9 protein-coding genes are annotated in these 12,061 nt (G+C 69.3%); 2 read left to right on the top strand and 7 right to left on the bottom strand.

All coding sequences use genetic code 11. From position 1 onward, the window contains the following. Positions 1-195: 195 nt before the first annotated feature. The 6 genes from rho to argS form a co-directional block, all read right to left on the bottom strand. Positions 196-2,250, bottom strand: a complete 2,055-nt coding sequence (gene rho / locus ACZ6DT_RS10165; RefSeq protein WP_465591535.1) for a transcription termination factor Rho — start codon at positions 2,248-2,250, stop codon at positions 196-198. A gap of 435 nt (positions 2,251-2,685) precedes the next feature. Further along, positions 2,686-3,567, bottom strand: a complete 882-nt coding sequence (gene thrB, locus ACZ6DT_RS10160; RefSeq protein WP_465591532.1) for a homoserine kinase — start codon at positions 3,565-3,567, stop codon at positions 2,686-2,688. Continuing rightward, positions 3,564-4,625 carry a threonine synthase gene (gene thrC, locus ACZ6DT_RS10155; RefSeq protein ID WP_465591529.1) on the bottom strand — a complete coding sequence of 354 codons (1,062 nt, stop codon included), beginning with the start codon at positions 4,623-4,625 and terminating at the stop codon, positions 3,564-3,566. Before thrC ends, thrB begins: the two co-directional genes overlap by 4 nt. Continuing rightward, entirely contained in the window at positions 4,622-5,932 is a 1,311-nt protein-coding gene (locus ACZ6DT_RS10150) for a homoserine dehydrogenase (protein ID WP_465591527.1), read from the bottom strand. Before ACZ6DT_RS10150 ends, thrC begins: the two co-directional genes overlap by 4 nt. Before the next feature lie 3 nt (positions 5,933-5,935). Continuing rightward, entirely contained in the window at positions 5,936-7,369 is a 1,434-nt protein-coding gene (lysA, locus tag ACZ6DT_RS10145; RefSeq protein ID WP_465591524.1) for a diaminopimelate decarboxylase, read from the bottom strand. Positions 7,370-7,372: 3 nt separating this feature from the next. Further along, positions 7,373-9,028, bottom strand: coding sequence for an arginine--tRNA ligase (gene argS, locus ACZ6DT_RS10140; protein WP_465591521.1), 1,656 nt, complete (start codon positions 9,026-9,028; stop codon positions 7,373-7,375). A 203-nt stretch (positions 9,029-9,231) separates the two neighbouring features. Here argS and ACZ6DT_RS10135 point away from each other — a divergent pair, with 203 nt between their 5' ends. Both ACZ6DT_RS10135 and ACZ6DT_RS10130 read left to right on the top strand, forming a co-directional pair. Further along, the gene (locus ACZ6DT_RS10135) at positions 9,232-10,032 is read left to right on the top strand and encodes a DUF3105 domain-containing protein (RefSeq protein WP_465591864.1); all 801 of its coding nucleotides are present in this window, start codon (positions 9,232-9,234) and stop codon (positions 10,030-10,032) included. Positions 10,033-10,040: 8 nt separating this feature from the next. Beyond that, positions 10,041-10,754, top strand: a complete 714-nt coding sequence (locus ACZ6DT_RS10130; protein WP_465591861.1) for a DUF305 domain-containing protein — start codon at positions 10,041-10,043, stop codon at positions 10,752-10,754. Positions 10,755-11,140: 386 nt separating this feature from the next. On the opposite strand, the gene ACZ6DT_RS10125 is transcribed toward ACZ6DT_RS10130, so the two are convergent. Continuing rightward, positions 11,141-12,058 carry a cation diffusion facilitator family transporter gene (locus ACZ6DT_RS10125; protein WP_465591518.1) on the bottom strand — a complete coding sequence of 306 codons (918 nt, stop codon included), beginning with the start codon at positions 12,056-12,058 and terminating at the stop codon, positions 11,141-11,143. Between the last annotated feature and the right edge of the window lie 3 nt (positions 12,059-12,061).

The following is a 12,061-nucleotide window of genomic DNA, read 5'->3' as shown; positions in this document are numbered from 1 at the left end:
CCCGCCCTGGCTGCTCGTCTCCTGTTCGGTTCGCTCTTTCCTCCCCCCCCCCCCCCCCCCCCCCCCCCCCCCCCCCCCCCCCCCCCCCCCCACCCGGCCCAGCGCGGTCTGGCTGCCGGAATACAAGGAGGCCCCTTTCCTCACGTCCAGCGCGAGGAAAGGGGCCTCCCCCTAGTGCCGAAGGCGACCGAAGGATCAGTCGTCGTCGTTCGAGCCGAGGGCCGTCTTCGAGACCTGCATGAGGAACTCGATGTTGGTCTTCGTCTTCCGCAGTCGCGAGATCAGCAGGTCGATGGCCTGCTGCGAGTCCAGCGCGTGCAGCACCCGGTGCAGCTTGTGGATGACCGCGAGCTCGTCCGGCGAAAGCAGCAGATCTTCCTTGCGGGTACCGGACGGGTTGATGTCCACCGCGGGGAACACGCGCCGCTCGGCGATCTTCCGGTCGAGCTTGAGGTCCGCGTTGGCGGTGCCCTTGAACTCCTCGAAGATGACCGTGTCACCGGTGGATCCGGTTTCGACCATCGTCGTGGCGAAGATCGTCAGCGAGCCGCCGTTCTCGATGTTGCGAGCCGCGCCGAGGAACCGCTTCGGCGGGAACAGCGCCGTCGAGTCGACACCACCGGAGAGGATCCGGCCGGACGCGGGGGCCGCCAGGTTGTACGCACGACCCAGACGGGTGATCGAGTCGAGCAGCACGACGACGTCGTGACCCATCTCGACCAGCCGCTTCGCGCGCTCGATGGCGAGCTCCGCGACCGAGGTGTGGTCGGACGGCGGGCGGTCGAAGGTGGAGGCGATGACCTCACCCTTCACCGACCGCTGCATGTCCGTGACCTCTTCCGGACGTTCGTCCACGAGCACGACCATCAGGTGGCACTCGGGGTTGTTCGTCGAGATCGCGTTCGCGATGTCCTGCATGATCGTCGTCTTACCGGCCTTCGGCGGCGACACGATCAGGGCACGCTGTCCCTTGCCGACCGGCATCACCAGGTCGATGACGCGGGTGGTGAGCTTGTGCGGCTCGGTCTCGAGACGCAGTCGCTCGTTCGGGTACAGCGGGGTCAGCTTGGTGAACTCGGGACGGCGCTTGGCCTCGTCCGGCTCCAGGCCGTTGATCGAGTCGACGCGCACCAACGGGTTGAACTTCTGCCGCTGCTGCTCGCCGTCACGCGGCTGGCGCACGACACCGGTGATGGCATCACCGCGCCGCAGGCCGTACTTGCGGACCAGCGAAAGCGAGACGTACACGTCGTTCGGCCCGGCGAGGTAGCCCGAGGTACGCACGAACGCGTAGTTGTCGAGCACGTCCAGGATGCCCGCGACGGGCAGCAGGACGTCGTCCTCGCGGATCTCGGTGTCGGGCGAACCGGCCTGTTCACGGCCACCGCCGGCACCCCGGCGGCGACGGTCGCGGAAGCGACGGCCGCGACGGCCGCCTTCCTCGTCGTCGTCACCCTGCTGGCCCTGGCCCTGACGCTGGCTGTTGTCCTGGCCGCCGCCCTGCTGGTTGCGCTGGCGGTCCTGGCCGCGGTTATCGCGGTTGCCGTCGCGATTGCCCTGACGGTTTCCGCCCTGCTCACCACGGTCGCCACGCTCGTTGCGGTCACCCCGGTCGCGCTGCTCACCGCGGTCACGCTGCTCACCGCGGTCACGCTGCTCGCCACGCTCACGCTGCTCACCGCGGTCGCCACGCTCACGCTGCTGGCCACCCTGTTCGGGCGAACCCGCGGCGCGGTTGGAACCGCGACGACGTCGGCTGCGGCCTCCCTCTTCCTGCTGCGACTGGCCGTCCTGCTGGCCGTTCTCCTGCTGCGCGGGCCGCTCGGCGGCGGGCGCGGTGCCGTTCTCCACGACCTTTTCGGCACGTGGGGCTTCGGCCGGGGCGGCTTCCGCCTTCGGCGCTTCGGCCTTCGGGGCCTCCTGCTTCGGGGCCTCCGTCTTGGGTGCTTCGGCCTTGGGCGCTTCGGCCTTGGGAGCCTTGCGCGGTGCATCGATCCCCTCGAGCGGAAGCGTTTCGCTCGCCGCGGCGGGGGTCTTGCGCTTGGTCTTGCCCTGGCGCTCGCGGATGGCCGCGATCAGATCGCCCTTGCGCATGCCCGTCGTCTCGCCGATGCCGAGGTCCCCAGCGATCGAGCGCAGTTCGGCGACGGTCTTGCCGGTCAATCCGCCGACCGCGCGCTTGGGAGCGCCGGCGCCGTTCGACTCGGCGGCGCCACCTTCGACGTCGCTCAAAAGATCGGTGTTGCTCACAAATGTCCTTCCTGACCGATCCACGCCTCCAGGTGGATCAGCGGACCGCCGCTCGCGTCCGATTGCGAAACGGCGTAATTGGCCCCCGATACGGGCGATCAGCTCCTCGGCCGTGTTGAACACAGCTAGAAGGCCTCCAGCACAGGGATTTGCGTCCTCCAAACGGAGGAAGCGGAATTCGGCACCGCCGGAACCGGGAACCCGCCTGCGTCGACCTGCCAGCCCCCGCTTGCCAGGCTGTGCTGTTGCCGGACTCTGTGCGGAACTGGCGGATCAACGAAGGATGCGAGCCAAGGATGACACTGGTCACCTGGACCGGCACCGGGTGCGGAAACGCACGGTGATCGAACGCCCCCGAGGGTAGACCGCGCCACGGCCCGGTGCAACAACCACCCCCCGCGTGGCGGGGCGAGGCGCCTGCCTGTGACCGAGGCTTTACTGGGCCGCAACCTGGACGCCGCCCGGATCGATCGGCAACTCGGTGACTTCGAAAGACGTGAAGTCGACTCCCGCCGGGAGTATTCCGCCGGTGGTCAGCGCGAGCACGGTCGGACCGGCTCCGGAGATGGCCGCGGCCACCCCTTCGGCCCGCAGCGCGCGCACCAGTTCGCTGCTCGCCGGATACGCGGGCGCCCGGTAATGCTGATGGAGCCGGTCTTCGGTCGCGGAGAGCAACAGGTCGGGGCGTGCGGTGAGCGCGTGGACGGCGAGCGCCGCGCGGCCCGCCGTGAACGCCGCGTCGGCGTGCGGGACCTGCGCGGGAAGCAGTCCGCGCGTCGCGTCCGTCGAGGATCGCAGCGCCGGAATGGCGACCACGGGCCGGATGTCGTGATGCGGCTGGAGCCGTTCGGCACGGAACCGCTCGCCCTCGTTCCAGGCGATCACGAAGCCGCCCAGCAGGCTCGCGGCGGCGTTGTCCGCGTGTCCCTCGAACCCGGCGGCCAGTTGCAGCGCGTCGTCGTCCAAAGGCTTCTCAGCCAGTGCGTACGCCGCCGCGACACCGGTCACTACCGCGGACGCGGACGAGCCGAGACCCCTGGCGTGCGGGATGGCGTTGAAACACCGCAGATGCAGGCCGGGCGGCTCGAGTCCGAGGTGCTCGCAACCACGGCGGAAAGCCCGGACGACCAGGTGCGATTCGTCAGTCGGGACGTCGGCCACGCCCCCCGCGCCGACGTCGGTCACCTCGATCTTGAGCCCCGTGTCGGTGATCTGGAGTTCGACCCGGTCGTACAGCGCGAGCGCCAGGCCGAGAGTGTCGAATCCCGGGCCGAGGTTCGCCGAAGACGCCGGGACCTTGACCTCGATCAGCGTCATCGCAGGTCCAGCGCGGCGGCGACGGCGGTCGGGTCGACGGCGAGCGGCTCGACCTCGACATTGCCCTCCAGCGCCGTGGCCGGATCCTTCAACCCGTGTCCGGTGACGGTGCACACGACGGTCGAGCCCTTCGGGAGGCGTCCGTCCGCGGCCGTGGCGAGCAGGCCCGCGACGCTGGTCGCCGAAGCGGGCTCGACGAAAACGCCTTCCTTGCGGGCCAGCAACCGGTACGCCTCGAGGATCTTCTCGTCGGTGATCGCCTCGAACAGCCCGGAGGAAGCGTCCTTCGCCTTCATCGCGCCGTCCCAGGACGCGGGGCTGCCGATGCGGATCGCGGTCGCGATGGTGTCCGGATCGGCCACCGGCTCGCCGTGCACCAGCGGCGCGGCACCGGCCGCCTGGAAACCGAACATCCGCGGGGTGTTCTTCACCACACCATCGCCCGCGTACTCGGAATATCCGGCCCAGTAAGCGGTGATGTTGCCCGCGTTCCCGACCGGGAGGCAGTGGATGTCCGGCGCCCGGCCGAGCACGTCGCAGATCTCGAACGCGGCCGACTTCTGGCCGGCGATGCGCACCGGGTTGACCGAGTTGACCAAGGTCACCGGATAGTCGATCGCGGTCTTCTGCGCGAGTTCGAGACAGTCGTCGAAGTTGCCGTCCACCTGCAGGATCCGCGCGCCGTGCTGCACGGCCTGGGCCAGTTTGCCCATCGCGATCTTGCCCTGCGGGACGAGGACCGCGCAGGTGAGCCCGGCGCGGGCCGCGTACGCCGCGGCCGACGCCGACGTGTTGCCGGTGGAGGCGCAGATGACCGCCTTGAGCCCGCTGGCGAGCGCGTGCGTGATGGCCACGGTCATCCCGCGGTCCTTGAACGACCCGGTCGGGTTCACGCCTTCGACCTTGAGGTAGACCTCGCAGCCGGTGAGCCCCGAGAGATGCGGGGCGGGCAGCAACGGGGTGTTGCCCTCGCCGAGCGTGATCACCCTCGCGCCGGACGGGACCGGGATCCGGTCGGGATAGGCCTGGATGATTCCTGGCCATGGTTGGGGAATCACTGGTCTTCGCCTTCCACACGCATCACACTGACGACCTGGTTCACCACATCGAGCTCGGCAATGTCGTCCACAGTGGACCGCAGTGCCGCGTCCGGCGCCAGATGGGTGACCACGACCAGGCTGGCCGTGTCGTTCGCGTCGCGCTGCCGCACCGCGGCGATGCTGACACCGTGCCCGGCGAACGCCTGGGCCACCTGGGCGAGGACGCCCGCTCGATCGGCCACGTCGAGACTGACGTGGTACCGCGTCGGCGTCTGGCCCATCGGCCTGACCGGGAGCGCGGCGTGCGCGGATTCGCGCGGGCCACGGCCGCCGACGACCCGGTTTCGAGCCACCGCGACGAGGTCGCCGAGCACGGCACTCGCGGTCGGCGCGCCACCGGCGCCCTGACCGTAGAACATGAGCTCACCGGCGGCGTCGGCCTCGACGTAGACGGCGTTGTACGCGCCGCCGACCCCGGCGAGCTGGTGGTTGCGCGGGATCATCACCGGATGCACGCGCGCCGAAACGGATTCGGTGCCGTCGTCGGCGGTGACGCGCTCGCAGATGGCGAGCAGTTTCACCGTGCGGCCCAGCACGTTCGCCGCGGCGAGATCCGACGCGGTGACGTCGGCGATGCCCTCACGGTGCACGTCGGACGCCGTCACCCGGGTGTGGAACGCGAGCGAGGCGAGGATCGCGGCCTTGGACGCCGCGTCGTAGCCGTCGACGTCGGCCGTCGGATCCGCCTCGGCGTATCCGAGCCTGCTGGCCTCTTCCAGCGTTTCCGCGTAACCGGCGCCGGTGGAGTCCATCGCGGACAGGATGTAGTTGGTGGTGCCGTTGACGATGCCCATCACACGGGTGATGCGGTCACCGGCCATCGATTCGCGCAGCGGGCGAAGCAACGGGATCGCACCCGCCACGGCCGCCTCGAAGTACAGGTCGACGCCTGCCGCGTCGGCGGCCTCGAACAGCTCCGCGGAATGCTCGGCCAGCAGCGCTTTGTTCGCCGTGACAACGGATTTCCCGGCCTTGAGCGCGTCGAGCAGCCACTGCCGCACCGGTTCGATCCCGCCGACCAGCTCGACGACGACGTCGACCTCGTCGGAGGTGACGAGCTTCGTCACGTCGGAGGTCACCAGTTCCGGCGGCAGCTCGGGGTGCTTGTCGGGGCGCCGTACCGCGATCCCGGCCAGCTCCACCCGGGCGCCCGCTCTGGCGGCGAGCTCCCCGGCCTGCTCGGTGAGCAGCCGGACCACCTCACCGCCGACCGTGCCGCAGCCCAGCAGGGCGACCCTGATCACACGTGGATCCACAGTAGACACTTGCTAGACCTCCAGGCGCAGCATGTCGTCCGTCGTCTCCCGCCGCAGCAGCACGCGGGCGCTGCCGTTGCGCACGGCCACCACCGCGGGCCGCGGCTGCCGGTTGTAGCCGCTGGCCATCGAGTAGCAATACGCCCCGGTGGCCGCCACGGCGAGCAGGTCGCCGGGAGCAAGAGTGTCGGGGAGCCAGCAGTCCCGGACGACGATGTCGCCGGACTCACAGTGTTTTCCCACGACCCGGGACAGCGCGGCGGCGGCCTGGCCGTCCCCGTCGTCGTCGGAGGAGCGGGAAACGAGACGGCAGTCGTACACCGCGTCGTAGAGCGCGGTGCGGATGTTGTCGCTCATCCCGCCGTCGACGCTGACGTACCGCCGGGCGGCCTTGTCGCCGAGCGAGACGTCCTTGATGGTGCCGACCTCGTACAGCGTGATCGTGCCGGGACCGGCGATGGCGCGGCCCGGCTCGCCGGCGATCTTCGGCACCGGAAGGCCCGCGTACTCGCATTCCTTGCGGACGATCTCGCGGATCTGCGTGATCATCTGCGCGGGCGGGGGCGGGTTGTCCTTGTCGGTGTAGGCGATACCGAAACCGCCGCCGAGGTCGACGATGGACAGCTGGTCGAGCAGATCGGTGCCGTGCTCCTTGGCGAGTTCGGCCAGCAGGCCGACCACGCGGCGGGCGGCGACCTCGAAACCGTCGGCGTCGAAGATCTGCGAACCGATGTGGCTGTGCAGGCCGATCAGCTTGAGCGACGGCGCGTTGAGCACGCGGCGCACGGCCTCGGCCGCGTCGCCGGAGGCCAGCGAGAAACCGAACTTCTGGTCCTCGTGCGCGGTCGCGATGAATTCGTGGGTGTGCGCCTCGACGCCGACGGTGACCCGGATCAGCACGTCCTGCACGACGTCGTGCCGGGCGGCGACGTCGGCCAGCCGCGCGATCTCGTAGTAGGAGTCCACCACCACCGTGCCGACGCCGGCTTCGACGGCGGCTTCCAGCTCGGGCAGCGACTTGTTGTTGCCGTGGAAGGTGATCCGCTCCGCCGGGAAGTTCGCGCGCCGCGCGACGGCGAGTTCGCCGCCGCTGCACACGTCCAGGCTCAGCCCCTGCTCGGCCACCCAGCGGGCGATCTCGATGGACAGGAACGCCTTGGACGCGTAGTGCACGAGCGCCGGATCGTCGAACGCCTCGGCGTAGTCGGCGCAGCGGGATTTGAAGTCGGCCTCGTCGACGACGAACAGCGGCGTTCCGTACTTCTCGGCGAGTTCGCGGACGTCGACGCCGGCGATGCGCACGACGCCGTCTCCGCCGCGGAAGGTGTTGCGGGGCCAGACTTTCGGGTACAGCCTGTCGAGTTCTTCCGGACTCGACGGCGGGAAACCGGAGGCGTCGGCGTGAGGGTAGACGTCGGCGTGGCGGGGGCCCGCGGGGTGAGCCATTTGTTACATCCGTTCCGGAGCAGAGACACCGAGCACGGTGAGGCCGTTCGCCAGCACCTGGCGAGTGGCCTCACAGAGCGCGAGCCGGGAAAACGTGAGCGGGGTGGTCTCCTCGTCGCCCTTCGGCAGAACCCGGCCGACGGCGTTCCACTTGTGGTAGGCGCCGGCGAGTTCTTCGAGGTACCGGGCGACGCGGTGCGGTTCGCGCAGCAGTGCGGCCCGGCGGAGGACGGTCGGGAATTCGCCGAGTGTGCGGATGAGATCGCCCTCGGCGGGCAGCGTAAGCAAACCGAAGTCGACATCGCCATCCGTTTTGAGGCCGAGGTCGGAAGCGTTGCGCTGCAACGACGCCAGCCGCGCGTGGGCGTACTGGACGTAATAGACCGGGTTGTCGTTGGAGTGTTTCCGCAGCAGATCGAGGTCGATGTCCAAAGTGGAGTCGACCGAATAGCGGATCAGCTCGTAGCGGGCCGCGTCGACACCGACGGTGCCGACCAGGTCCTCCATGGTGATCACGGTGCCCGCCCGCTTGCTCATCCGGACCGGCTTGCCCTCGGCGACCAGGTTGACCATCTGGCCGATCAGCACTTCGACCACGGCCGGGTCGTCACCGAAGGCGGCCGCGGCGGCCTTCAACCGGGCGATGTAGCCGTGGTGGTCCGCGCCGAGCATGTAGATGCAGAGGTCGAAACCGCGCTTGCGCTTGTCCTGGAAGTAGGCGAGGTCACCGGCGATGTAGGCCGGGTTGCCGTCCTTCTTGATGACGACGCGGTCCTTGTCGTCACCGTGCTCCTTGGACTTGAGCCACCAGGCGCCGTCCTCGAAGTACAGGTTGCCGGAGTCCTTCAGCTGCTGGACCGACGACGCGACCGCGCCGGAATCGTGCAGCGAGTTCTCGTGGAAGTAGACGTCGAAATCGGTGCCGAAGTCGTGCAGGCTCTGCTTGATCTCGGTGAACATCAGCTCGATGCCGACCCGGCGGAAGGTCTCGGCCCGCTCCTCGTCCGGCAGCGAAAGCGCGCTCGGCTCCTGGCGGAGGACTTCGGCGGCGATGTCGTTGATGTAGCCGCCCGCGTAGCCGTCCTCGGGGGCGGGCTCGCCCTTGGCGGCGGCGATGAGGGACCTGACGAAGCGGTCGATCTGCGCGCCGTGGTCGTTGAAGTAGTACTCCCGGGTGACCAGGCCGCCCTGCGCGGACAGCACGCGGCCCAGCGCGTCGCCGACCGCGGCCCAGCGCGTGCCGCCCAGGTGGATCGGGCCGGTCGGGTTCGCCGACACGAACTCGAGGTTGATCTTGAGGCCCGCCAGTGCGTCGCCTAGGCCGTACTTCTCACCGGCGTCGAGCACCTGCTGGACGATCTGCCCCTGCGCGTCCGCGGCGAGCCGCAGGTTGAGGAAGCCCGGCCCGGCGACCTCGGCCGAGTCGATACCGTCGGTCGCGGCGAGGGCTTCGGCCAGCGCGTCGGCGAAGTCACGGGGCTTCATCCCCGCCTTCTTGGCCACCTGCAGCGCCAGGTTGGTCGCGTAATCGCCGTGCTCGGGGTTGCGGGGACGTTCGATCGTCACCTTCTCCGGCAGCACGGAATCGTCGAGGCCGCGCGCGGTGAGAACCTGCACGGCGGAGTTACGGACCAGGTCGGCGAGAGCTGCGGGAGTCACTCGCGGAATTCTAGGTGTGACCTGGTCCGGGGTTCGCGGCGACCGCCGGAAGGTGTGAGCCAAGCCGGTGATCTTACGGCTGTTCACGGTGACCAGACGCGCGGTCTCTACACTGGCCCGCGCAGGGACCACCCCCTTTGGAGAACGCAGGAGCCATGGCTAACGGGACAACCAGAAAAAAGGGCGCGTCGTCGAAGAACGCCATGAAGGCCGCCCGTAGTTCCGTCGTGTCCAAGAAGGGCACGCCCTGGGGCACGATCATCGCCGTCGTCGCGATCGTCGCCCTGGCTGCTTCGGTGGTCACCTATTACATGGTCGCCTCGGCGCCGAAGCGCGAGCAGAAGACCCGCGAAGAGACCGCTGCCGCCTTCGCGCCCTCGCAGCAGGACCCGGACCCCTCCAAGCGCATCCCCGGGGTCGTGACCGCCGAGTACCCGGGCCAGGCGCACGTCTCGGCCGCCGAGCGCGTGGCCTACGACAAGATCCCGCCCTTCGGCGGTCCGCACGACCAGGCTTGGGCGGCGTGCAACGGCGTCGTCTACGAAAAGGCCGTCCGCAACGAGAACATGGTCCACGGTCTCGAGCACGGCGCGATCTGGATCGCCTACAACCCGCAGCAGGTCACCGGCGAGGCGCTGGACCTGCTGAAGGTGCGCGTCGAGGGCAAGCCGTACACGGTGATGTCGCCGTACCCGAACCTGGACAAGCCGATCTCGCTCCAGTCCTGGGGCCACCAGCTGAAGCTCGACTCCGCCTCCGACGAGCGGATCGACCAGTTCATCGCCGCGCTGCGCACCAACCCGTACGGCGCGTACCCCGAGCGTGACGCCACCTGCGACGCGCAGATCGAGCCGGGCGACTTCGACCCGACCCCGCCGGGGCCGGACGCGAAGCCGATGGACTACAAGGGCACCGCCGGCACGCAGCAGGACCAGCCCGGCGCCGGTCAGAGCGGCATGCCGTCCGCGCCCGCCACCCAGCCATCGGCGCCCGCGAGCAGGTAGTGAGCCAAGTGGACCCCGATCTCCAGTACGTCGACGAACCGGACGACACCTCGCGGTCGACCAAGCGCCGATGGCTGGTGATCGGGGCCGCGTTGGTCGTCATGCTGATCCTCGGCTTCGGCCTCGGCGCCCTGACGACCAGGCTGATCGACTCCGACGCGGAGCCCGCGACCCCGGCCGCGGGCTCGGTCGAGGCCGGCTTCGCGCAGGACATGTCGGTGCACCACCTCCAGGCCGTCACCATGGCGGGCTGGGCGCGGGACCACACGACCGATCCGGCGATCAAGACCCTCGCGTTCGACATCGAGCGCACGCAGACCGGCCAGGTCGGCCGGATGAAAGGCTGGCTCGGCCTGTGGGGCCTGCCCGAACAGGCGACCGGTGCCTACATGACCTGGATGACCGAACCGATGGCAGGCCACGGCGCGCACGGCGACGCCGGCATGAAGCCGTCGAACGGCGCCCCGATGCCGGGCATGGCGACGTCGGCCGAACTGACCAAACTGCGGTCGCTGACCGGCAAGGAGATGGACGTCTTCTTCCTCCAGCTGATGCTGCGGCACCACGAGGGCGGGACGGCGATGGCGCGGTACGGCCACGATCACACGGCGATCGCGGACGTGAAGTCGCTGACGCGGAGCATGCTCGTCTCGCAGGGTGCCGAGATCGCCCTGATGAAGGGGCTGTTGCAGGAGCGCGGTGCCGCTCCGCTTCCTGCGTGAGCCGGCGCTTTGGGTCTCTGTCGTTCCGTGAAGGCCTCCTTGAGGGACTCTGGGTCCCTCAAGGAGGCCTTCACGGCTTCAGGTGCTCAGCGGAACCGGTGGCCACGAGGTACCCGCGGTGTGGCGTCCCGGACCCACCCCGCGGCAGGTATCCGAAACGCCCTTGGTTCTGACCACGCACGCCCATCGAGGGCTGACGATGGAGGATTCGGGCGTTGAGTGTCGCGTGAAGTACATGAAGGCCCCCTTCCTTGCGCCTGGCGCAAGGAAGGGGGCCTTCATGTACTGGGGGGTGAGTTTTCGACTTCAGCCGCACCAGGTATCCAAAACGCTCTTGGTTCTCGCCACTCGTGCCCCCGAGGGCTGCCGATCCGCGGAAGGCGGCGCTACCAGGAGAGCTCCCGGCAGCGTTGCGCGCATTGGGGCACTTCTATCTGCAAGGTCGCGTGCTCGATCGAGTAGCGGTCCGCCAGGAGATTCTGCGCTTCGGTCAGCACGGCCGCCTGCTCGACGGTCGGTGCGATGGTGAGGTGCGCCGAAGCGACCTCCATTCCCGAAGTCAGCGTCCAGACGTGCAGGTCGTGGACGTCCTCGACGCCCTTCAGCCCGCCGAGTTCGGCCTGGATCCCGGCGACGTCGACCCCCTTCGGCGCGTGCTGGAACAGGATCCGCAACGCGCGCCGGGCGAGGGCGTAGGTGCGGGGCAGGACGAACAGGCCGATCGCGACACCGATGATCGGGTCGGCGTAGCGCCAGCCGGTCAGCAGCGTGATCGCGCCGCTCAGCAGTACCCCGACGGAGCCGATCAGGTCGGCGATGACTTCGAGGTACGCGCCACGGACGTTGATGCTCTCCTCCGCGCCCTTGCGCAGGACCAGGAAGGAGACGATGTTCGCGACGAGACCCGCCGCGGCGGCCAGCAGGACGGGCAGGCCGGGCACGACCGGCGGGTCGCTGATGCGGCCGAAGGCCTCGATCAGGACGTAGCCCGCGACACCGAACAGCAGGATGGCGTTGCCCAGGGCCGCGAGCACCTCGGCCCGGTAGAACCCGAACGTCCGGGTGAGGGTCGGGCCGCTTCGCCGGGCGAGCAGGATCGCCGCCAGCGCCATGCCGACCCCGAGGACGTCGGTGAACATGTGCGCGGCGTCGGAGATCAGCGCGAGCGAGCCCGTGGCGAACCCGACGATGAACTCCATGACCATGAAGCCGGCGCCGATGACCAGGGCGATCGTCAAGCTCTTCAAGTAGCGGCCTGACGCGCTCGACGGCGAGGCTATCCCATGCCCGTGCCCGTGACCCATTGC

Source organism: Amycolatopsis sp. NPDC041971 (genome assembly GCF_055588925.1).
This window is presented reverse-complemented; position numbering and strand designations above follow the sequence as displayed.

What these genes read in the sequence shown, in the direction of transcription:
- thrB (WP_465591532.1), bottom strand. Translation starts at nt 3,567, where the DNA reads ATGACGCTGATCGAGGTCAAGGTCCCGGCGTCTTCGGCGAACCTCGGC.
- lysA (WP_465591524.1), bottom strand. Translation starts at nt 7,369, where the DNA reads ATGGCTCACCCCGCGGGCCCCCGCCACGCCGACGTCTACCCTCACGCC.
- ACZ6DT_RS10135 (WP_465591864.1), top strand. Translation starts at nt 9,232, where the DNA reads ATGAAGGCCGCCCGTAGTTCCGTCGTGTCCAAGAAGGGCACGCCCTGG.
- ACZ6DT_RS10125 (WP_465591518.1), bottom strand. Translation starts at nt 12,058, where the DNA reads ATGGGTCACGGGCACGGGCATGGGATAGCCTCGCCGTCGAGCGCGTCA.